Here is a 21,589-nt window from a genome sequence, read left to right on the forward strand (position 1 = left end):
AACTGGCCGGGGCTTTGGGTGTAATGTCGGTGTCATGCCTTAATCTGGCAATTAAAGTGCCCGACAATTCAACTGGAGCAGGTTCAACTCTCGCAAGGCCACCGAGAACTTGGCGAACTCGTGGGTACTGGTGGTCTTGAAGTCGGCCAACATGTGGGTCCAACGGGACAAGAGTTGCTCATGCTCCGAAATCCAGTCGGCCAGTATGGTAGCGCATTCTCCCTGATCTTTGCACCCTTCCAGTACCACAGAAGTGAGACTGCGTTGCTGCCAGTCCAGATCTTCGCGGAAGGAGGCTCGCGCCATCGCCTGCCAGTGGTTGCCGACCGGCTGATGGTTGATCTGGTCGAGGAACCAGTGCAGATCCAGTTTGGCTCCGAGGCGATAGTAGACATTGGCGGCGCGCAGGATATCGGTCTTGTGCTCCGCGGCAATCTGCGCCAGATCCAGGCTGGAAAAGAGGCTGCTCATATGGGCGACCTGACGGGCAATGGCCTCCGGCACCTGTTTCTCCATCCACTTGGCAACAGCCTGACGATGCTCGGCCACTTCGCTCTCATCCATCACCTCGTAGAGGTGCTTCCCTAAGGTCTCGAACGCCGGACGGAAGAAGGCGATGTTCTCGCTGATGCTCCAGCTGCGATTGCGGGCACGCAGGAACCAGCGGGTGGCACGGCGCACAATGCGGCGGCTGTAGAACATCAGCTCGAGCTGAGTCTGGGCATCCACCAGGTTGTCGCACCCTTCGATATCGCGCCACAGCTGGTTCATGCCAAACACCTCGCGGGCCATGGCGAAGCAGCAGGCCACTTCGGCGACCGAGGCACCGGTCTCGTCCTTCATCCGGCTGGCGAAGTTGAGCCCCATGTCGTTGACCAACATGTTGGCCACCCGGGTAGCGATGATCTCGCCGCGTAGCGGGTGATCGGCCAGCTGGGCACCAAACTGCTGCTGCACCTTGGCCGGGAAGCTGGTGACCAGCATGTTGGCGAGGAAGGGCTCGTCGGTCACTTCCGGGCAGTTGAGCTGCTCTTTCAGCACCATCTTGCCGTAAGCCACCAGCACCGCCAGTTCGGGGCGGGTCAGTCCCTGCCCTGCCGCCATCCGCTCTGAAAGCTCCTCATCGGATGGCAGGAACTCGAGCGCACGGTCGAGCTTGCCTTCCCGCTCCAGCCCCTGAATAAAGCGCTGTTGCTCTTTGAGTTGTTCAGAGCCGCGGAAGCTGGTGACCGAGATGGACTGGGACTGGCGATAGGCGTTGGTGATCACGATCTGCGCCACATCGTCGGTCATCTCGTAGAGCATCTGGTTACGTTGCTTGAGGGTCAGATCACCTGCCGCCACCAACTGGTTCAGTAGGATCTTGATGTTCACCTCATTGTCGGAGCAATCCACCCCCCCCACGTTGTCGGTAAAATCGGTATTGATGCGACCGCCCTGACTGGCGTACTCCACCCGACCAAGCTGGGTAAAGCCGAGGTTGCCCCCCTCGCCCACGATGCGGGCCCGCAAATCGCGACCATTGACCCGCAATGCGTCATTGCTGCGATCGCCCACTTCCCCATCGCTCTCGCGAGCGCTCTTCACGTAGGTGCCGATGCCGCCGTTCCACAGCAGGTCGACATTGAGGCAGAGCAGTGACTTGATCAGCTCGTTCGGCGCCATGCTGGTCTTGTCGGTGCCGAGCAGGGTCTGCATTTCCGGGCTCAGCTTGATGGACTTGGCAGAGCGCAAGAAGATGCCGCCCCCTTGTGATATCAGCTCGCGGTTGTAGTCATCCCAGCTGGAGCCCGGCAGATCGAACAGGCGCTGGCGTTCGACAAAGCTCTTGGCCGCATCCGGAGTGGGGTCAACGAAGATATGCATGTGGTTGAACGCGCCCACCAGCCGTGTGTGCTCGGAGAGCAGCATGCCGTTGCCGAACACGTCGCCAGCCATGTCCCCAATCCCCACGCAAGTGAAGTCGGTGGTCTGGCAGTTGACGCCAATTTCACGAAAATGCCGTTTGACCGACTCCCAGGCGCCGCGGGCGGTGATACCCATCTTCTTGTGGTCGTAACCGACCGAGCCGCCGGAGGCGAACGCATCGCCGAGCCACTGGCCGTATTCGAGGCTTATTTCGTTGGCGATGTCGGAGAAGGTCGCCGTGCCCTTGTCGGCGGCGACCACCAGGTAGTAGTCATCCTCATCGTGACGCACCACGGATGTCGGCGGGATCACCTCGCCGCCGATGATGTTGTCGGTCACATCGAGCAGGCCACGAATAAACAGGCGATAACAGGCCTTACCCTCCTCCTGGATGACGGCACGGGGCGCCCCCACCGGCATCTGTTTGCAGTAGAAACCGCCCTTGGCCCCCACCGGCACGATGACTGTGTTCTTCACCTGCTGGGCTTTCACCAGACCCAGCACTTCGGTGCGGAAGTCCTCTTTGCGATCTGACCAGCGCAGGCCGCCACGGGCAACCTTGCCCCAGCGCAGATGCACCCCTTCCACCCGTGGCGAATAGACGAAGATCTCGAATTTCGGCAGCGGCAGCGGCATGTCGGTAATGCTGGAGGGAGCCAGTTTGAAGGAGATGTAGGGCTTGATGTTGCCCGCCTTGTCCAGCTGGTAGTAGTTGGTGCGCAGGGTAGCGTCGATCATCTCCACATAGCGGCGAATGATGCGATCGTCGTCCAGGTTGGCCACCTGATCCAGCTTGGCGGCCAGCTCCTCGTGCAGCTTGGCTTCTGCTTTGGCATCCTGCTTGCCAGCCGGGTCGAGACGCTGCTCGAACAGGGTAAACAGCAGCTGGGCGATATCAGGGTAACGGGTCAGGGTCTCTTCGATATAGGACTGGCTGAAGGAGACGCCGGTCTGGCGCATATATTTGGCATAGGCGCGCAGCACCGACACCTGGCGGCCGGTGAGACCCGCCCCCAGCACCAGCCGGTTGAAGCCGTCATCTTCCAGCTGCTTGTTCCAGATGGCGGCAAACGCCTGCTGGAAGCGCTGCTGGCTCTGGGCCAGATCAAAGGGCTGCTCGCCATGCAGCAGCATGGAGAAGTCGAGGATCCAGAACAGATCGCCCCCCGGAGTGCGTACCTGATACGGGGTCTCGCCGATCACCCGCAGTCCCATGTTTTCCAGCATCGGCAGCACATCGGAGAGGTGAATGGGCTCGGTGCGGTGGAACAGCTTGAGCCGTACCCGACGATCGTTCTCCTCCTCCTGCGCGCGGTAAAACAGCATGCCCAGCGGCTCGGCTTCACTCAGGTTATCGAGCGCCATGATGTCGGCCACAGCAGAGCCCGGCAGCACATCTTCCTTGTAAGCACGAGGGAATGCAGTACTGAAACGGCGGCGCAGCTCGTTGCCACGGGCCTCGCCATAATGGGAAAGCAGCACGGAGTCGAGTCTGTCGTCCCAGCTGCGGGCCGCTTCAATCAGGTTGTTCTGTACTTCGTTCACATCCACATCCACGTTGTTGTTGTTGACCCGCACTATGTAGTGGGTCCGCGCCAGCACGCCCTCGGTGAAGTAGACGTTGAACTCCACCTCTTCATTGCTGCCAAAATATTTCTGCAAAATTTGCTGGGTCTTGATCCGCAGCGCCGTGTTGTAGCGCTCCTTGGTGACATAGACCATGCAGGAGAAGAAGCGACCATAGACATCCCGGCGCACGAACAGTCGCAGCATGTCCCGCTCCTGCATCTCCAGCACGCCAAGGCCGGTAGCCAGTAGTTCCTCTTCACGGGCCTGGATCAGCTCGTCACGGGGATAGGTTTCCAGCACGTTCAGCAGCGCCTTGTAGGCGTGGGAGCCCTTCTCGTGACCGGAGGCAGCCATGATGCGTTCGAGACGATGGCTGATGAGCGGGATCTGGGTCGCGCTGGTGTTGTAGATGGAAGAGGCGTAAAGACCTATGAAGCGATCTTCCCCGATCACCTTGCCATGCTCGTCAAAGCGCTTGATGCCGATGTAATCCACATAAGCCGGACGGTGCACCCGGGACTTGCTGTTGGATTTGGTGAGGATCAGCAGGTCAGAACTCAGAGCGGCGTGACGTGCGCTGGCTGGCATGTTGCCAAGGCGCTGGCCCACCTCCTTGATGGAGTTCTTCATCAGCCCCAGGCTGGAGCTGGCCTGCGGCAGGATCTCGTGATCCCCCTCCACCGCTTTGACGTCGTAGCGACGATAACCCATCAGGGTGAAGTTGTGGGCAGCTACCCATTTGAGGAAGGCAACGCAGGAGGCCACCTCCTCCTTGCTGGCCGGACTCTTGCGTTTGGGAAGCTCGTCGATGATCTCATTGAGCTTGGCCAGCATCGGCTGCCAGTCGCCCACTGCCAGCGCCACTTCACCGGCCACCGAGTTGAGCTCGGTAGCCAGCGCGGCCATCTGCTCCTCGCTGGTGAGGTGATCGATCTCGATAAGGAATGCCGTTTCAACCGAGGTCTGCCCGTCGGTGTTGTCGAGCTCCAGAATGGCGTCAATCTTGCCATCCGCACCACGAATGAGGTGCAGCGGTTGGTGCAGCATCATGTGGGCGGTGATATTGAGTCGCTTGAGCGCCATCCGGATGGAGTCCACCAGGAAGGGCGAATCCTGCAGGATCACCTCGACGATGGTATGGGGTGATTGCCAGCCATGACGGGTCAGCTCGGGATTGTAGACCCGGATGTAGGGATCGGTACCGCTGCGCTGATTGAGGGCATTCCACAAGCTAAGGGCCGCGCCATAGAGATCGCTGTCATTACGATCGTGCAGGTCGGAGCTCGCCATGTTGCCGTAGAACTTGGCAACGAAGCGCTCGACCAGAGAGGCACTGTTTTTGGGCAACTTCTGATGGATCAGGCTGAGAACGTTTTCGAGCAGAACTGAGGTAGGGGCGTCTTTCAATGCCATTTTTATATTCCTTATCGGACGACATTAACCACCGACGCAGAGGCAACCACCCTGGTTACCCGCTGGTGCAGAGTTGTTGCGAAGTGTAATGGCTTGGATAAGGGAAGGCGAGGAAAGGTGCTAACGAGATGTTAAAAACAAGGTGCAGATCACGGCTTAAACTGTGAGAAATTTTGCAAATAACCAAAAATACAGAAATTCCCACTACCTTTGTGCCAGTTTGCCGGATAGATAGTGATGCAAAGCAGATAAACAGTCGGTAATCTGTTCGATTTTTGTTAATTTATGCGTTCGAGACTGACAAAGCGGTAATCGTCCTGGGTTTTCAGCCGAAAGTAGCCATGCACACCATTGATGGCGACAAAGGGGCGTATTTTTTCTATGCCAAGTTCCAGGGTCAATCCCTGTTCGCTGCGCACCACCAGCCGTCTGGCATGGCCCTGATACATCAGCATCACCTCATCGCTATTCAATGAGAGCCGAAAAGTAAACTGCTTCACGCTTGCTCCTGATCACACGACAAATCACACAATGGGGGCAGGCGCATTCACGCCCCTGCCCCGTCGACAGTTACTGCTGCAGCGCCTTGCTTACCTTCTCGAACAGATCCCGTGCCAGTCCCTCAAGGTTGGCAAGACGGGTCAGCTCGGCGCGGATCAGGGCCTTGCGCGCCTCATCCAGTCGCTTGAACTGGATAAGCGGAGTGATAAGGCGGGAAGCCACCTGCGGATTGACCTCGTTGAGCTCGATCAGCAGATCGGTCAGGAAGCGGTAACCGCTGCCATCCACCGCATGGAACTGCACCTGATTGCTCATGGCGAAGCTGCCGATCAGCGCCCGCAGCCGGTTCGGATTGCGAATGCTGAAAGTGGGGTGATTCATCGCCTGTTTCACTTCGCTAAGCACATCGGCAGCCGGTTTGCAGCCAATCAGCCGCAGCCAGTTGTCCAGCACCAGTCCATCCTTGGCCCACTTGCCTTCAAAATCGGCCAGCAGCGCAGCGCGGCATGGCAACAGATAGCCGTTGGCCACCTGCAGTGCTGCCAGGGTATCGGTCATGTTGTCGGCAGTTGCATACTGCTCGCGCACCAGCGCATCGGCATGCTCCGCATCCAGTGCCGCCAGATAGCCGAGCACGACCCCTTTGAGGGCCCGTTTGGCCATGTCGGCGTGCACCACCTGATAACCATTCAGACGCAGGCTCTGATAGGTTGCCGCCAAGCGCGCACCAAAGGCCTCGGCAAGACGGGTGTGGATCGCGTCGCGTACCTGATGGATGGCATCGATATCGGCCACCTCGAACAGCTCGGCCAGGGTCGCTTCACCGGGCAGCGCCAGGATCTCCGCCTTGAGGGCCAAATCGAGATCGCTGTCGTCCAGAATGGCGACGAAGGCGGCCAGCAGGGTTTGGGAGAGCTCAAGCCCCTGCCCGTGCTGGACCCGCGCCACCCCGTCGATGACCGCTTTGTTGATCAGCATCTGGGCCGCATCCCAGCGGGCAAACTCGTTGCGGGCAAAGCGCATCAGGAAGGCGAGCGCTTCATCGCTGTAGTCATAGTGCAGCTTGACCGGCGCGGAGAAGTCCCGCAGCAGGGAGGGAACCGGTTTGACCGGCACTTGATCGAATTCGAAGGTCTGCTCCGCTTCCAGCACATCGAGCACGTTGCCGATGGCCTTGCCCTGATACTGCAGCGCAATGACGGCACCCTGCTCGTCATAGAGCTCGATATCGAGGGGGATATGCAGCGGCAGCTTTTGCGGTTGATCCTGAGTCGGCGGGGTGTGCTGGCTGACATGGAGGCGATAGATACCGCTGGCGGCATCGTACTCGTCGGTCACGGTCAGCTCGGGGGTGCCGGACTGACTGTACCAGCGGCGGAAACGGCCAAGATCGACACCGGAAGCATCCTCCATTGCCTGCACGAAATCATCGCAGGTGGCGGCCGAGCCGTCGTGACGCGCGAAGTAGAGACGCATACCGGCCTGGAAGGCATCTTCCCCCAGCAGGGTGTGCATCATGCGGATCACTTCCGACCCCTTCTCATAGACGGTCAGGGTGTAGAAGTTGTTCATCTCGATCACCACATCCGGGCGGATCGGATGCGCCATGGGGCCGGCATCTTCGGCAAACTGCGGGCCGCGGACGGTACGCACGTTGTTGATGCGGTTGACGCCACGGGAGCCCAGATCGGAGGAGAACTCCTGATCCCGGAATACCGTCAGCCCCTCTTTCAGGCTGAGCTGGAACCAGTCACGACAGGTGACGCGGTTGCCGGTCCAGTTGTGGAAATATTCGTGACCGATCACCCGTTCGATACCGTGGTAGTCGCTGTCGGTGGCGGTGGCCGGATTGGCCAGCACGAACTTGGAGTTGAAGATGTTGAGCCCCTTGTTCTCCATGGCGCCCATGTTGAAGAAGTCCACCGCGACGATCATGTAGATGTCGAGATCATACTCGAGACCGAAACGCTGCTCGTCCCAACGCATGGAGTTGATGAGGCTCTCCATGGCAAAACCGGCGCGATCGAGGTTGCCCTTGTCGACGAAGATTTCGAGGGCCACTTTGCGGCCGCTCTTGGTGGTGTAGTGGCTGCGCTCGACATCGAAATCACCGGCCACCAGCGCAAACAGGTAGCTGGGTTTGGGGAAAGGATCCTGCCACTGCACGAAGTGACGGCCGCCATCCAGATCACCGCTGTCGACCTTGTTGCCATTGGAGAGCAGGAAGGGGAACTGGGCTTTGTCGGCGGTAATGCGGGTGCTGTAGCGCGCCAGAATGTCGGGGCGGTCCAGATAATAGGTGATGCGGCGAAAGCCTTCCGCTTCACACTGGGTGCAGTAGGCATCACCCGATTTGTAAAGCCCTTCCAGCGCGGTGTTGGCGGCCGGATCCAGCAGGGTGACAATGGTCAGCACACATTCGGCCGGCAGGTTGAACAGGGTCAGACTGCTCTCGCCTTGCTCGTAGTGGTCACAGGGAATGCCATCAATAGCAACGCTCTTGAGGGTCAGCTGCTCACCATCGAGGACGAGCGGCGCATTGTGCTCGCCGTTGCGGCGAATGCGGGTGATGGCGGTGACCTGGGTCAGCGGCTCCTGCAGTTGGAAATCGAGGTCGATGGTGTCGATCCAGTAGAGCGGCGCCTGATAATCCTGGCGATATTTGGCCGTCATGGCCTGGGAGTGATCGGTCATTATTGTCTGCTTCCACGCTTGTTAAAGGCGAGAAAGAGGCTGTCACAACCAACTGGCGGGGTCAAACAATTTGCATTACGTCAGATACGCCAGACAAAAAGAAAGGGCGACAGCAGTCGCCCTTGTGCATTGGAGGTCGCCTTGTCAGCTGCGTTTGCTGACCTTGGCCAGATCCGCCGTGATATTGGCCGCTTCGATGAGATACTCATCGGGCGCTTCAAAATCAGCGGGCAGTTCATCCAGACTCTTCACCGCCGGCTTGCCAAGACGTGCCAGACGCTCGTTGGTACGTTTGAGCGCTTTCTCATCCTGTTTCGCCTGCTCTGCAACACGCTCCGCCTCGTTGAGGGAGACCGACTTCTTGTCTTTCTCCTCCTTGTAGTCGGCGATGTCCTGCATCACATATGCAAACTCGGGATCCTTGGCGATCCGGGCATCGTGCGCCGCCTGCAACTTGGGCAGCACGCTGGCGAAGTTGCCGAGTTTCTCGTAGTTGGCGGAGGCAATCTTGTCCCATGGCAACGCATTGAACTCACGGCTCTCACCCGTCTCTTCCGGAGCAACCGGTGTCGGGAAGCTGATATCCGGCGCAACGCCCTTGTTCTGGGTGCTGCCACCGTCGATCCGGTAGAACTTGGCGATGGTGTACTGCACGTGACCAAGAGGCTGCTCGTAGAAGTCATAGACCTTGGCGAGGCTGCGATGCTGCTGCACCGTCCCCTTGCCGAACGAGTTTTCACCCAGGATCAACGCACGGCCATAATCCTGCATGGCGGCAGCGAAGATCTCGGAGGCCGAGGCACTGTAACGGTCGATCATCACCGACATCGGGCCGCCGTAGTAGACGTTGCCATCGTCATCGCCATTGACCGTGATACGGCCCATGTGATCACGAATTTGCACCACGGGCCCGCTGGCAAAGAAGAGACCGCTCAGGGCGGAAGCTTCGGTCAGGGCGCCGCCGCCGTTACCGCGCAGATCAATGATCAAGCCATCGATCTTCTTCTTGTTCAGGCTGGAGAGCTCCTTGATCACGTCATCGTGCAGATTGACGTAGAAACTCGGGATCTCGATGACGCCAATCTTCTTGCCTTCGGCGTTAATCACCTTGGACTTGGCAGCCCGGTCTTCAAGGCGCACCTTGTCGCGGGTCAGCTCGATCTGCTCGGTCTTGGCGGTTGCGCCCTTGCCGCGCTGGATCTCCAGCTTGACCTTGCTCCCTTTGGGCCCCTTGATGAGCTCGACCACGTCATCAAGACGCCAGCCGATCACATCGACAATCTTGCCATCTTCCTGCCCCACCCCGGTGATCTTGTCATCGGGTTTGAGGTGGTTGGATTTGGCAGCAGGGCCACCAGGCACCAGAGAACGGATGACGGTAAAGTCATCTTCCGCCTGCAACACGGCACCAATCCCCTCGAGCGAGAGGTTCATCTCGGTGTTGAAACGATCTGCACTTCGCGGTGAGAGGTAACTGGTGTGCGGTTCGATGGCGCGAGCGAAGGAGTTCATGAAGAGCTGGAAGACATCTTCGCTCTCGGTCTGGGACATCCGCTTGATGGCGTTGTTGTAACGCTTGCCAAGCAGCTCCTTGATCTCGGGCCACTCCTTGCCGCTGAGCTTGAGGCTTAGGGCATCGAACTTGACCCGCTGACGCCACAGCTCGTTGAGCTCTGCTTCATCTTTGGGCCAAGCCGCCCCTTCCCGATCAAACACATAGTTGTCGGTCTGGGTAAAATCGAAAGGAGTATCAAGCAGTTTGAGGGCGTATTCGAACCGCTCATAACGCCGCTGCTGACTCAGGTTGAACATCTCGTAGGCGGGAGCCAGACGGCCTCTTTCGAGGTCGGTGTCAAAACCGTTACGGTACTTTTCAAAACGGCTGATATCAGAGGCCAAAAACAGGTTGCGGCTGTAGTCCAGATTCTCCAGATATTTATCGAAAATCACGGAGGAAAAGGCATCGTCCAGCTTGAACTGTTTGTAGTGCGAGCGGGTAAACAGATTGGTAATTCGCTTGCTGGCCGTAGCATGTTGGCTCTCTTGAGCCAACACAGGCAAATCACTCTCCTTGAGCACCGGCTCGATGGCCTGTGCAAGCCCGGCAAGCGCCAGGCTACAGGCAACGAGGGAAAAACGAATTACGCCATGCTTCAACATTTGTCTCCTTAGAGAACCAAGTGCTCTGATTTGACCCGCACCATCATGCCGGTCTGCAGTTGGACCTGTACATCGTCCTTGGTTACTTCCTTGATGGTTGCCGGAACCGGGAATTTACCCATAACGACGCGCACATCCTGGCCCACTTTCAGCGTAGCGGCATCCACTTTAACCAGCGGAGTGTCAGCGACCGGTGCCTTGGCGGCAGCTTTCGGCTTGGCAGCTACATCAGCTTTCTCGGTTTTGCGCACAGCAGGACGACGGGGCTTCTTGGCCTTCTCATCCTTCTCTTTGGTATTGGTACGACGGCTGGCGAATACGCGCTCTTTGCTCTCTTTCAGAGCTTGCTTGGCGTGCTCGATGTGCTCTTCGGTCAGCAGCTCGCCCGGGTTGCCATCCAGATCAACGCGAGCCTGGCCAGCTTTGAGACCGTGCAGGTAGCGCCAGCTGGAGGTGTATTGACGCAGTGCGGAACGCAGCATGGTCTTGGAGACTCTGGCATCGTCAGCAAGACGCTCGGCCAAATCCTGGAAGATGCCAATCTTGAGCGGCTTGGCCTCTCCTTCAGCAACGAAGCAGGCCGGGAATTTCTCGACCAGGTAGGCAACGATCTCTTTACTGTTCTTCAGCTTCTCAGTGTTTTCCATGTATAACCTTGGCTTTCATATAAACGCACGGGCACGTCCCGAGCACAACAAAGGCCCCATTATAGAGAGCTTGGGGCCTTTTGCGAACCATCTAGCAATGACTTAGAGCATGCTTTCCAAAATTTGCACCGTTTCTTCGAGGCCAATCCGGTCTTCCTGGTCGAAACGGTTAAAAATCGGACTGTCGATATCGAGTACCCCGATGATCTCGCCACCACGGCGCACCGGGATCACGATTTCCGAGTTGCTCGCGCCATCACAAGCGATGTGACCGTCGAACTGGTGGACATCGTCAATGAGCTGAGTTCTCCCCTCTGCCACTGCCGTACCACACACCCCGCGGCCGACCGGGATCCGCACGCAGGCCGGTTTGCCCTGAAATGGCCCCAATACCAGGGTCTCGCCCTGCAACAGATAAAAACCGACCCAGTTGATCTCCGCCAGCTCCTGGTTAAGCAGTGCGGAGAGGTTGGCCAGATTGGCAATAAGATCGGTTTCCCCCTCCAGCAGCGCCTTGGCCTGCTGGTTGAGGGTGCGATAAAACGGTTGTTTTTCAATCATGATTAAATGAACTTCACTCCCTGATGGTTTGGGGAAGGTAACGCCTGGCCGGGAAATTTCAAATATTTTTTCCACTCCCCACCTCTTGCGCCGTTATTCCCGGGCAACGGAAAGCGCCAATTGCTGGCGTTGACCATTACTCCACTCGATATTTAACAACCAGATCATGACGGGTGATGTACAACTCCCCACCTGGGTGACCCCCTGCCACTGTCCGTCTATTTCTTCAAAGCTCACCGGAATGGTGCCCATAAACATATCTTTGCCTTCGAGTGTCGCTTTCACCGGTTTGATGGCCGGATCGCCGCCGGTAATAGCGATGGCAAAGTCATGTTCAGCGCGCAGCGGTAATTCCTTGATGGCGACCGTCAGCGACTTGTCACCAATCAGCGCGCTGCAAGGGGTGTGGGAAAGATCACAAATCTGATCTTTTTTCTGGTCAGCAGAGACGCTTTGATCGGCCGAAAACCAGGTGCGATAGGCCATCAGCGCCAATAACAGCGCCAATACCAGTACGAGGTGCAAAACTTTACGTGCGGTAAGTCTCTCTTTCATCAAAAACAGCCCGATTAAGATGCAATTAAAATAGTTTTTTGTGATCTCGAACAAGGTAAAAAACTGCCATATCGAGACCGGACGGAGCCAAATATATCACTGTTTATACTGTTATTTTACCTGTCAGTTCAGTATCATTCCCATGCAGTTTTCATTTAGCCATCTTTTGCTTTTCCTTTCGTTAACAGATGTTAACAACTGGTCGGCGGTGGCTGATGAAGCCAGTCCGGTTCTCCGGATTCAAAACCAAACAACAGCAGCATCGGAAGCGGAATATAACGATGAGCCATACAACTAACCATCCTGAGTACAACTACACCGTTGTTCGCCAGTTTACCGTCATGACGATTGTCTGGGGAATTGTCGGCATGTCGGTTGGCGTACTGATCGCAGCCCAGTTGATCTGGCCTGCCCTCAACTTCGAGACCCCGTGGCTGACTTACAGTCGTCTGCGGCCCCTCCATACCAACGCAGTGATCTTCGCCTTCGGCGTCAGTGCACTGATGGCCACCTCGTTCTACGTGGTGCAGCGCACCTGTCAAACCAGACTGTTTGGTGGCCCGCTGGCAACCTTCGTCTTCTGGGGCTGGCAAGCAATCATTCTCTCTGCCGCCATCTCTCTGCCGCTGGGTTACACCTCCGCCAAAGAGTATGCCGAGCTGGAGTGGCCGATCGATATCGCCATCACTGTGGTATGGGTCGCCTATGCCATCGTCTTCTTCGGCACACTGATGAAGCGCACCACCTCCCACATCTATGTGGCGAACTGGTTCTTCGGCGCCTTCATCATCACCGTTGCGGTGCTGCACATTGTCAACAACATGGAAGTGCCGCTCTCCGGCATGAAGTCCTACTCCATGTACTCCGGCGCCATGGACGCCATGGTGCAGTGGTGGTATGGCCACAACGCGGTAGGCTTCCTGCTGACCGCTGGCTTCCTCGGGATGATGTACTACTTCGTGCCCAAGCAGGCCGGTCGTCCGGTTTACTCCTATCGCCTCTCCATCGTGCATTTCTGGGCGTTGATCTCCCTCTATATCTGGGCCGGTCCGCACCACCTGCACTACACCGCACTGCCTGACTGGGCACAGTCCCTCGGCATGGTGATGTCCCTGATCCTGTTCGTACCCTCCTGGGGCGGTATGATCAACGGCATCATGACCCTCTCCGGTGCCTGGCACAAACTGCGTTATGACCCCATCCTGCGCTTCCTGATCGTCTCCCTCTCTTTCTACGGCATGTCGACCTTCGAAGGCCCGATGATGGCGATCAAAACCGTCAACGCCCTCTCCCACTACACCGACTGGACCGTTGGTCACGTGCACTCCGGTGCGCTGGGCTGGGTTGCCATGGTCTCCATCGGTGCAGTCTATCACCTGATCCCGAACCTGTTCGGCCAGGGCCGGATGTACAGCGTCAAGCTGATCAACGTTCACTTCTGGCTGGCGACCGTGGGCACCGTGCTCTACATCGTTGCCATGTGGATTTCCGGCGTGATGCAGGGCCTGATGTGGCGTGCAGTCAACGAAGACGGCACCCTGACCTACAGCTTCGTTGAAGCGCTGCAGGCATCCTATCCCTTCTATTTCGTGCGCTTCCTGGGTGGCTGCTTCTTCGTCACCGGCATGTTGCTGATGGCTTACAACGCCTATCGCACCATCACTGCGCCCAAAGGTTCTCTGGAACCTGTCGCCCAGCCAGCATGATTGAAGAGGTCAACCCATGAGCAACAATAACCGTCACGAAATATTTGAAAAAAGCGTTCCCATGCTGGTGGTCGGCATCATCTTCGCCATCAGTTTGGGGGGCTTGGTTGAAATCACTCCGCTGTTCTTCCAAAAGCAAACCACCGAGCCGGTGGAGGGTCTCAAGCCCTACACCGCTCTGCAGATGGAAGGACGCGACATCTTCATTCGCGAAGGCTGCACCAACTGCCACAGCCAGATGATCCGTCCGTTCCGTGCCGAAACCGAGCGTTACGGTCACTACTCGGTCGCAGGCGAGAGCGTCTGGGAGCACCCCTTCCTGTGGGGCTCCAAGCGTACCGGTCCGGATCTGGCCCGTGTCGGTGGCCGTTACTCCGACGAGTGGCACAAGGTTCACCTGATCAACCCGCGCGATGTGGTACCGGAATCCAACATGCCCGCCTATCCCTGGCTTGATACCAATGTGCTGACCGGCGAGATGACCGCCAAGAAGCTGGCGCTGTTCCGCGATCACTTCGGTGTGCCCTATACCGACGCCGATATTCAGGGTGCGGGCGAAGCCGTCAAGGGCAAAACCGAGCTGGATGCGCTGGTGGCCTATCTGCAATCACTGGGTCATGCCCTGAAATAAGGAGGCGAAGATGGACTACGGCACATTTCGCGGTCTGTATACCCTGCTGTTGATGGCCATCATGATTGGCATCATCGTCTGGGCCTACAGCAAACGCCGCAAGACCTCTTTCGACGAGGCTGCCAATCTGGTTTTTGCCGATGATGAGCAACCCGGTGCTGATAAAAAGAACGCAGGAGCGAAACAATAATGAGCACTCTGTTTAGCATTTTTGTGACTGTCATCAGTCTGGGAACCATCCTCGGCTGCTTCTTGCTGCTGATGTGGTGCCGCAAGGACAAGATGGGTGTTGAAGAAGGCAAATCGATGGGTCACTCCTTCGATGGTATCGAGGAGATCAACAACCCGCTGCCGAAGTGGTGGACTTACATGTTCCTCTTCTTCATCGTCACCGGTCTGGTCTATCTGGTCGCCTTCCCGGGGCTTGGCAACTTCAAAGGCCTGCTGGGCTGGCAAAGTTCCAACCAGGACGTGCGCTCGCTGGCCGAGTCCAAGGCTGCAACCGAATCGGCCAAGGCTGAAGGTCGCGCGGTGGAGTATGACCGTGAGGTCGCCAAGGCTGACGAGATCTACGGCGCCAAGTTCCGTGAACTCACCTATGAAGCGGATGGCAAAACCTATCGTGCCATCACCGAGATCGCCAAGGATCCGGAAGCCCTGAAAGTGGGTCAGCGTCTGTTCCTGCAGAACTGCTCCCAGTGTCACGGCTCCGATGCCCGTGGTGGTCGCGGCTTCCCGAACCTGACCGACAGCGAATGGCAATGGGGCGGCCAGCCTGATCAAATCAAGACCACCATCATGGGCGGTCGTCAGGGGATCATGGCTGCCTGGGGTGAAATCCTCGGCAAAGATGGCGTTCAGGAAGTGGCCTCCTATGTGCTGAGCCTCTCCGGTCGCAAGGTCGACCTGGTGGAAGCGAAGAAAGGTGAAGCACGCTTCGCCATCTGCGCTGCCTGCCACGGGGCCGATGCCAAGGGCGGTGTTGCCGTCGGTGCGCCAGATCTGACCAACAACACCTGGCTCTACGGTGGCTCCCGCGAAGTGGTGGTGCAAACCATCACCCACGGTCGTCACGGCGTGATGCCAGCCTGGAAAGACATTCTGGGTGAGGACAAGGTTCACCTGCTGGCCTCCTACGTTTACAGCCTGTCTCATCAACAGTCTGCCAAATAAGGTTCGCCCGTAACGTTGTAACATGTGATAAACACGTGATTACACAGCAAAAAGCCTCGACTCCTCGAGGCTTTTTGTTATCTTGTGTTGCGTAAAAACCATCTTCCACGTTAATCATTCGTTTCATGGCAGTAGCAATCATGACCCAACCTCTATCCAAACCGTGGTATCGCCAATTCTGGCCCTGGTTTATCATCGCCCTCCCCACTGCCGCCGTTGTCGGCAGTATCGCCACCGCCATCATCGCCAGCAAGGATGGGGTCAATCTGGTGGCCGAGGACTATTACAAACAAGGGAAAGAGATCAATCAGGACTTGAGCAAGTTTGACCGCTCCGAAGCGCTCAATATCCGCTTTGGGCTGGAAGTTGACGGCAACGAGCTGACCCTCAAACCCATCAGCGGTGACATTCCTGCCGGGCAAGCTCTCTATCTCTCATTGTTCCACCCGACCTTGGCCGGTCAGGACAGCGAACACATGATCACCGCCGATGCGAGCGGCACCTATCGCCTCCATTTCGACAAGCCGCTGGTCGGCAAGTGGCACATTCGGGTCGATGCCTTCGATCACCAGTGGCGATTGCAAGAGACCGTCCAGCTGCCCACCCTGGCCCCTGTCGAACTCGACCCGAAAGGACGCTAAGCCATGACCGGCTGTTCTCACTGTGGCGAGCCGGTTCTCGCCACCGCCCCTGCTGCTTGCATTCTGCATTCAGGGGGGCATAACGCATGACCCCCTGCTTTCACTGTGGCGAGCCGGTACCCGCCAATAGTGGTTATGCCCTCGAGATAAAGGGGATTGTTCGCCCCATGTGCTGCCCCGGTTGTCAGGCTGTGGCAGAGACCATCATGGAGTGCGGCCTCGCCAGTTACTACGATCACCGCACCGCTCCCGGCACCAAGGGGGATCTGGTGCCCGAGGAGCTGGCCGCCCTCACCCACTACGATCTGGCAGAAGTGCAACAGGATTTTGTCACCGACAGCGGTACCCTTCGCGAAATCCAGCTGACAGTTGAAGGGCTCACCTGCGCCGCCTGTGCCTGGCTTATCGAACGCCACCTGATGACACTGACGGGCCTGCGCTACATCAATGTCAACACCACCACCCACCGGGCCCGCATCAAGTGGGATCCGGAGCTGCTCTCCCTGAGTGACATCCTCAAGGGATTTGCCCAGATCGGCTATCGCGCCTATCCGTTCCAGACCCATCAACAGGAGGCGCTCTACGCCAAAGAGGTGCGCAGCTATATGTTCCGGCTGGCACTGGCGGGGCTTGGCTCAATGCAGGTGATGATGTGCGCCGTGGCCCTCTACATGGATCTCTTCATCAGCGTTGAAGATGAGTTCATGGTCTACTTCAAGTGGATAAGCCTGCTGCTCTCCACCCCCATCATGATCTACTCGGCCCAGCCCTTTTACGTGGGTGCCTGGCGCACCCTGAAACAGGGTCACCTGTCGATGGATGTGTCGGTGTCGCTGGCGCTGATCGGGGCTTTTATCGCCTCCATGTGGGCCACCGTGTTCAATACCGGTGAGGTCTATTACGACTCCATCACCATGTTCGTCTTCTTCCTGCTGCTGGGGCGCTTTCTCGAGTTACGGGCCCGACGCAAGGCGTCGGAATCGAGCTCCAACCTGGCGCGACTGGTGCCCATCATGGCGACCCGCATCGATGATGAAGGGGAGCATGAGGTAGCGGCCAAGACCTTGCAGGTCGGCGATCGGGTGCGGGTGCTGGCCGGAGCAACCTTACCGGCGGATGGCATCATTGTCGAAGGGCAAGCCAGCCTCAACGAATCCATGCTGACCGGTGAACAGCTGCCCCTGCTCAAACAGCCCGGCGATCAGGTCTATGCCGGCACTATCAACACGGATGCTCCGCTGCAGATCAGGGTCAGCCACCGTATTGAAGAGTCGCGGATCGCCCAGATCATGCGGCTGCAGGATCACGCCCTCGATGATAAACCGGCCATCGCCCAGATGGCGGATCAGCTGTCGCGCCACTTTATTCTGGTGCTGCTGATCATTGCCGCGGCGGTCTGGACCTTCTGGCACTTCCATCAACCGGATCAGGCGTTCTGGGTCACCCTCGCCGTGCTGGTTGCCACTTGCCCCTGTGCCCTGTCGCTGGCCACCCCGACGGCGTTGACCTCGGCCACCGCCAATCTGACCCGCAACGGCATTCTGCTGCGCCGTGGTCATGTGCTGGACGTGCTGACCAAAGCCAACCGCATCGTGATGGACAAGACTGGCACCCTGACCACAGGTGAGATCAGTCTGACCGGCATAACTACCTTGGCAGAGGTGGACGAGGCGCACTGCCTCGCCATCGCTCGGGCTATGGAGGCGCAATCCGAACATCCCATTGCCCGCGCCTTCCGACTGCCCGCCGACAGCATCGCCGTACTGCCATCCGCCCGCGAGATCACCCCTGTCATCGGTCACGGCATCACAGCGCTGGTGGATGGCGTACGCTACCGCATCGGCAGTGCCCGCTGGCTTGGGCTGGATCCGGCGCAAGAACGCGGCCGCGGTCTGGCTATCTATCTGGCCGACGAGCAGCAGGTCTTGGCCCGCTTCAATCTGGAAGATACCCTGCGCCCCGATGCCAGGGCGCTGATCGCGGCATTCAAGGCGGCAGGTCTGCAAACTACCGTGCTGACTGGCGACAGCTCTCTGCAGGCAGACGAGATTGCCCGCGAGCTGGGCGTGGATGAGCTGGTCAAGGGGGTCTCGCCCGATGGCAAGCTGGCCTATCTCAAGGCTCGGGAAGCCCAAGGGGATATCAGCATCATGGTGGGCGATGGCATCAACGACGCGCCGGTACTGGCTGGCGCTCACGCCTCGTTTGCCATGGCTGGTGGCACCGATCTGGCGAAAAACAGCGCCGATGCCATCCTGCTGGCCGATGACCTGAGCCGACTGCTCGAGGCCAGAGTGCTGGCAATGCGTACCCGCAAGATCATCATCGAGAACTTCGCCTGGTCCATCGGTTACAACCTGCTGGTGTTGCCGCTGGCGGCCTGCGGCTGGCTGCCCCCCTATCTGGCGGCGGCGGGCATGTCGCTCAGTTCACTCATCGTGGTGACCAACTCCATGCGCCTCAACCGATGAGGCTGGTGGCGGAAAATTGCTGAAAATGTGGCCTGCCTCCGATGCAGGCCACATTTCTCACTGATAGCGGCTGGCCCCCTGCCCGAACAGGGTTACCATAGGGGACGCTTGCCAAGGATGAACGCCAAGGTACCTCTCATGAATATAATTTTTGTCCTGATCCCCATCGCTATCCTGTTTGTGATCATCGCCGGGGTCGTCTTCTTCTGGGCCATTCGCTCCGAGCAGTTTGAAGATCTCGACCGGCAGGGTTCCAACATCCTATTTGACGAAGAGCAACCCACCCACAAACCCGTAAAGCCTGCTGACCATGACCCACAACCTTGATCTGGCCGGCGCCCTGCTGGTCGGACTGGCAGGCTCTGCCCACTGTATCGGCATGTGCGGTGGCGTCTCCGCCGCGCTCTCCATGGCGATGCCCGCCAACAAGCAGCATTTTTGGGGGCGGCTTGCCTATCTGCTCAACTACAACTTCGGCCGGATCCTGAGCTATGTCATCGCAGGAGCCTTGGTGGGCGGCCTGCTCGCCACCACCAGCGAGCTGGGCGCAGGCAAACACGCTATTGCCGGCTTGCGTCTCGTGGCAGCGCTATTGATGATTGCGCTTGGTCTCTATCTGGCGGGCTGGTGGCAAGGGATCTTGCTGCTGGAGCGGCTCGGCGCAAGACTTTGGCCCCGTATCAAACCGCTGGCGGGCAAATTTCTCCCCTTCACCTCGCCTGTGCAGGCACTGCCCTTTGGCATGGTGTGGGGTTGGCTCCCCTGCGGGCTGGTCTACTCCATGCTGACCTGGAGTGCGGCGGCCGGTTCGGCCAGCGGCGGGGCACTGATCATGCTCTTTTTTGGTCTCGGTACCCTGCCCACCCTGTTTGCGTTGGGCGGGCTTGCCGATCGCCTGAGATACTGGCTCACCCTGCGCAGTTTGCGCCTTGGCGGTGCCCTGCTGCTCATTTTGTTCGGGGTGCATACCTTCTGGATTGGCATTGCTTCCTTTTGAAACCCTATCCAAAACGGATGAGTTGATGGTAAACTTGTTTGATATAAATCAATTATTCGTATGAGCCTATGATCCCGGAAAAGAAACCTGGCAGACGTATCCAGAGCGGTGGCTGTGCAATTCATTGCCAGGATTGCAGCATCAGTCAGCTCTGTATCCCCTTCACTCTGAACGACAACGAGCTTGATCAGCTGGACAGCATCATCGAGCGCAAGAAGCCGATTCAGAAGGGTGAAGAGCTGTTCAAGGCTGGCGATGAGTTCAAATCGCTCTATGCCATCCGCTCCGGGACCATCAAGTCTTACACCATCACCGAGCAAGGGGATGAGCAGATCACTGCGTTCCACCTCGCTGGCGATCTGGTCGGTTTTGATGCCATCAACAAGCAGGCCCACCCCTCCTTCGCCCAGGCGCTGGAAACGGCCATGGTGTGCGAGATCCCGTTTGAAGTGCTGGATGATCTCTCCGGCAAGATGCCCAAACTGCGCCAGCAGATCATGCGTCTGATGAGTAGCGAAATCATGGGCGATCAGGAGATGATCCTGCTGCTCTCCAAGAAAAATGCCGAAGAGCGCCTCGCCGCCTTCCTGCACAATCTGTCGGTACGCTTCTCCGAACGCGGCTTCTCCGCCAAGGAGTTCCGTCTCTCCATGACCCGTGGTGACATTGGCAACTATCTGGGTCTGACCGTCGAGACCATCAGTCGTCTGCTCGGCCGCTTCCAGAAGTCCGGTCTCATCAGCGTCAAAGGCAAATACATTACCGTGCTTGATCAGGTCGCGCTGGGCATGATGGCCGGTGCAACTCGCCCGCCCTGCGGCTGATTTTTCCGCTTACTCTCCTGCTTTCTCTGCCGGATCCTTTCCTCTGGAATGTGATCCGGTACGTTCCCCATACCCTCCCCCTGCGCTAAGCTGTAATGGCTAAGATTCTGCTGTCATTGGACTTTTCCAAGGAGGAGAAGATGGTCAAATATCAGAATATTCTGGTGGTTATCAATCCAGAAGAGGAGCGTCAAATCGCCCTCGAACGGGCAGTCAAAGTCGCCGAGCTGGACGAAAACGCCCATCTGACCCTGCTGCTCACCATCTATGACTTCTCGTATGAAATGACCGCCATGCTCTCGGTGGACGAGCGGCAAGAGATGCGTGATGGCGTCATTTCACAGCGACGTGAGTGGCTGGACGAGATCCTGACCCCCTATCGGGCACAGGGGATCGAGTGCGAAGTGAAAGTAGTCTGGCACAATCGTCCCTTCGAGTGTGTCATTCAGGAAGTGCTGGAGCAGCGCCACGACCTGGTGGTCAAAGCCACTCACCATCACAGCTTCCTGCAAACCTTCATCTTTACCCCCACCGACTGGCACCTGCTGCGCAAATGCCCCTGTCCGGTGCTGCTGGTCAAAGAGGGTCACTGGCAACGGGGCGGCAACATCATCGCCGCCATCAACTGCTCAAGCGACGATCCGGATCAGAAACTGCTCAACGAACGGATCACCCAGGAGGGAAGCGACATCGCCGAGCTGCTGGGCTCCAATCTCTATCTGGTCAACACCTACCCGGGCACCCCGGTCAACGTGGCCATCGAGCTGCCGGAGTTTGATCCCAACGCCTATAACGAAGCGATCCGCAAACACCACGAAAGCCTGCTGCTCAGCCATGCCGACAAGTTCGGGATCGGTCATCTCTGGACCCGGGTTGCAGAGGGGCTACCGGAAGAGGTGTTGCCGGATATGGCCGAAGAGCTCAAGGCGACCCTGATGATCATGGGCTGCGTCGGCCGTACCGGTCTTTCTGCAGCTTTGCTCGGCAATACCGCCGAACATGTGATTGACCGCCTCTCCTGCGACATCCTGATCCTCAAACCGGCGGACTACAGCTGCCCGGTCGACAGTCGTCGCAATCAATCATAAGGTGCCTGGCACCTTGCCCTCCCCCGGGACATGGCTATAATAACGCGCTT

Annotated in this window: 17 protein-coding genes; 10 read left to right on the top strand and 7 right to left on the bottom strand. The window is 58.0% G+C overall.

Annotation, left to right across the window (positions count from 1 at the left end):
* Positions 1-51: 51 nt before the first annotated feature.
* The 7 genes from AB5Y86_RS02480 to AB5Y86_RS02510 all read right to left on the bottom strand — a co-directional run bounded on the left by AB5Y86_RS02480 (position 52) and on the right by AB5Y86_RS02510 (position 12,008).
* The gene (locus tag AB5Y86_RS02480; RefSeq protein WP_368192000.1) at positions 52-4,890 is read right to left on the bottom strand and encodes an NAD-glutamate dehydrogenase; all 4,839 of its coding nucleotides are present in this window, start codon (positions 4,888-4,890) and stop codon (positions 52-54) included.
* A 278-nt stretch (positions 4,891-5,168) separates the two neighbouring features.
* The gene (locus AB5Y86_RS02485; RefSeq protein ID WP_368192002.1) at positions 5,169-5,390 is read right to left on the bottom strand and encodes a DUF2835 family protein; all 222 of its coding nucleotides are present in this window, start codon (positions 5,388-5,390) and stop codon (positions 5,169-5,171) included.
* A 70-nt stretch (positions 5,391-5,460) separates the two neighbouring features.
* A complete protein-coding gene (gene pepN / locus AB5Y86_RS02490; RefSeq protein WP_368192004.1) occupies positions 5,461-8,085 on the bottom strand; it encodes an aminopeptidase N in 2,625 nt (874 codons plus the stop codon).
* Positions 8,086-8,229: 144 nt separating this feature from the next.
* On the bottom strand, positions 8,230-10,245 hold the full coding sequence (gene prc, locus AB5Y86_RS02495; protein ID WP_005351922.1) for a carboxy terminal-processing peptidase: 2,016 nt from the start codon (positions 10,243-10,245) through the stop codon (positions 8,230-8,232).
* A gap of 8 nt (positions 10,246-10,253) precedes the next feature.
* On the bottom strand, positions 10,254-10,892 hold the full coding sequence (gene proQ, locus AB5Y86_RS02500) for an RNA chaperone ProQ (protein WP_042055001.1): 639 nt from the start codon (positions 10,890-10,892) through the stop codon (positions 10,254-10,256).
* Positions 10,893-10,994: 102 nt separating this feature from the next.
* On the bottom strand, positions 10,995-11,453 hold the full coding sequence (locus AB5Y86_RS02505; RefSeq protein ID WP_100653748.1) for a GAF domain-containing protein: 459 nt from the start codon (positions 11,451-11,453) through the stop codon (positions 10,995-10,997).
* A gap of 93 nt (positions 11,454-11,546) precedes the next feature.
* On the bottom strand, positions 11,547-12,008 hold the full coding sequence (locus AB5Y86_RS02510; RefSeq protein WP_368192006.1) for a hypothetical protein: 462 nt from the start codon (positions 12,006-12,008) through the stop codon (positions 11,547-11,549).
* Between the two features lie 281 nt (positions 12,009-12,289).
* Here AB5Y86_RS02510 and ccoN point away from each other — a divergent pair, with 281 nt between their 5' ends.
* From ccoN to uspE, 10 genes are all read left to right on the top strand, one after another.
* On the top strand, positions 12,290-13,714 hold the full coding sequence (gene ccoN / locus AB5Y86_RS02515; RefSeq protein ID WP_005336616.1) for a cytochrome-c oxidase, cbb3-type subunit I: 1,425 nt from the start codon (positions 12,290-12,292) through the stop codon (positions 13,712-13,714).
* 16 nt (positions 13,715-13,730) lie between these two features.
* A complete protein-coding gene (gene ccoO / locus AB5Y86_RS02520) occupies positions 13,731-14,345 on the top strand; it encodes a cytochrome-c oxidase, cbb3-type subunit II (RefSeq protein ID WP_005336618.1) in 615 nt (204 codons plus the stop codon).
* A 10-nt stretch (positions 14,346-14,355) separates the two neighbouring features.
* A complete protein-coding gene (locus tag AB5Y86_RS02525; RefSeq protein WP_005336620.1) occupies positions 14,356-14,535 on the top strand; it encodes a CcoQ/FixQ family Cbb3-type cytochrome c oxidase assembly chaperone in 180 nt (59 codons plus the stop codon).
* Complete coding sequence (gene ccoP / locus AB5Y86_RS02530; protein ID WP_021230094.1) at positions 14,535-15,518, top strand: cytochrome-c oxidase, cbb3-type subunit III; 984 nt, start codon at positions 14,535-14,537, stop codon at positions 15,516-15,518. Before AB5Y86_RS02525 ends, ccoP begins: the two co-directional genes overlap by 1 nt.
* A 140-nt stretch (positions 15,519-15,658) precedes the next feature.
* The gene (locus AB5Y86_RS02535) at positions 15,659-16,159 is read left to right on the top strand and encodes a FixH family protein (protein WP_005345427.1); all 501 of its coding nucleotides are present in this window, start codon (positions 15,659-15,661) and stop codon (positions 16,157-16,159) included.
* Positions 16,160-16,245: 86 nt separating this feature from the next.
* Entirely contained in the window at positions 16,246-18,630 is a 2,385-nt protein-coding gene (locus AB5Y86_RS02540) for a heavy metal translocating P-type ATPase (protein WP_368192008.1), read from the top strand.
* A 138-nt stretch (positions 18,631-18,768) separates the two neighbouring features.
* A complete protein-coding gene (ccoS, locus tag AB5Y86_RS02545) occupies positions 18,769-18,957 on the top strand; it encodes a cbb3-type cytochrome oxidase assembly protein CcoS (protein WP_076491668.1) in 189 nt (62 codons plus the stop codon).
* Positions 18,941-19,627 carry a sulfite exporter TauE/SafE family protein gene (locus AB5Y86_RS02550; RefSeq protein WP_368192010.1) on the top strand — a complete coding sequence of 229 codons (687 nt, stop codon included), beginning with the start codon at positions 18,941-18,943 and terminating at the stop codon, positions 19,625-19,627. Before ccoS ends, AB5Y86_RS02550 begins: the two co-directional genes overlap by 17 nt.
* Before the next feature lie 68 nt (positions 19,628-19,695).
* The gene (locus AB5Y86_RS02555; RefSeq protein ID WP_005351934.1) at positions 19,696-20,451 is read left to right on the top strand and encodes an FNR family transcription factor; all 756 of its coding nucleotides are present in this window, start codon (positions 19,696-19,698) and stop codon (positions 20,449-20,451) included.
* A gap of 140 nt (positions 20,452-20,591) precedes the next feature.
* Complete coding sequence (gene uspE, locus AB5Y86_RS02560; RefSeq protein ID WP_005345417.1) at positions 20,592-21,539, top strand: universal stress protein UspE; 948 nt, start codon at positions 20,592-20,594, stop codon at positions 21,537-21,539.
* Positions 21,540-21,589 lie beyond the last annotated feature (50 nt).

This window comes from Aeromonas sp. s8 (assembly GCF_040907785.1).
GTDB lineage: Bacteria > Pseudomonadota > Gammaproteobacteria > Enterobacterales > Aeromonadaceae > Aeromonas > Aeromonas veronii.

What these genes read in the sequence shown, in the direction of transcription:
- AB5Y86_RS02480 (WP_368192000.1), bottom strand. Translation starts at nt 4,890, where the DNA reads ATGGCATTGAAAGACGCCCCTACCTCAGTTCTGCTCGAAAACGTTCTC.
- pepN (WP_368192004.1), bottom strand. Translation starts at nt 8,085, where the DNA reads ATGACCGATCACTCCCAGGCCATGACGGCCAAATATCGCCAGGATTAT.
- prc (WP_005351922.1), bottom strand. Translation starts at nt 10,245, where the DNA reads ATGTTGAAGCATGGCGTAATTCGTTTTTCCCTCGTTGCCTGTAGCCTG.
- proQ (WP_042055001.1), bottom strand. Translation starts at nt 10,892, where the DNA reads ATGGAAAACACTGAGAAGCTGAAGAACAGTAAAGAGATCGTTGCCTAC.
- AB5Y86_RS02505 (WP_100653748.1), bottom strand. Translation starts at nt 11,453, where the DNA reads ATGATTGAAAAACAACCGTTTTATCGCACCCTCAACCAGCAGGCCAAG.
- AB5Y86_RS02510 (WP_368192006.1), bottom strand. Translation starts at nt 12,008, where the DNA reads ATGAAAGAGAGACTTACCGCACGTAAAGTTTTGCACCTCGTACTGGTA.
- ccoN (WP_005336616.1), top strand. Translation starts at nt 12,290, where the DNA reads ATGAGCCATACAACTAACCATCCTGAGTACAACTACACCGTTGTTCGC.
- ccoO (WP_005336618.1), top strand. Translation starts at nt 13,731, where the DNA reads ATGAGCAACAATAACCGTCACGAAATATTTGAAAAAAGCGTTCCCATG.
- AB5Y86_RS02525 (WP_005336620.1), top strand. Translation starts at nt 14,356, where the DNA reads ATGGACTACGGCACATTTCGCGGTCTGTATACCCTGCTGTTGATGGCC.
- ccoP (WP_021230094.1), top strand. Translation starts at nt 14,535, where the DNA reads ATGAGCACTCTGTTTAGCATTTTTGTGACTGTCATCAGTCTGGGAACC.
- AB5Y86_RS02535 (WP_005345427.1), top strand. Translation starts at nt 15,659, where the DNA reads ATGACCCAACCTCTATCCAAACCGTGGTATCGCCAATTCTGGCCCTGG.
- AB5Y86_RS02540 (WP_368192008.1), top strand. Translation starts at nt 16,246, where the DNA reads ATGACCCCCTGCTTTCACTGTGGCGAGCCGGTACCCGCCAATAGTGGT.
- ccoS (WP_076491668.1), top strand. Translation starts at nt 18,769, where the DNA reads ATGAATATAATTTTTGTCCTGATCCCCATCGCTATCCTGTTTGTGATC.
- AB5Y86_RS02550 (WP_368192010.1), top strand. Translation starts at nt 18,941, where the DNA reads ATGACCCACAACCTTGATCTGGCCGGCGCCCTGCTGGTCGGACTGGCA.
- AB5Y86_RS02555 (WP_005351934.1), top strand. Translation starts at nt 19,696, where the DNA reads ATGATCCCGGAAAAGAAACCTGGCAGACGTATCCAGAGCGGTGGCTGT.
- uspE (WP_005345417.1), top strand. Translation starts at nt 20,592, where the DNA reads ATGGTCAAATATCAGAATATTCTGGTGGTTATCAATCCAGAAGAGGAG.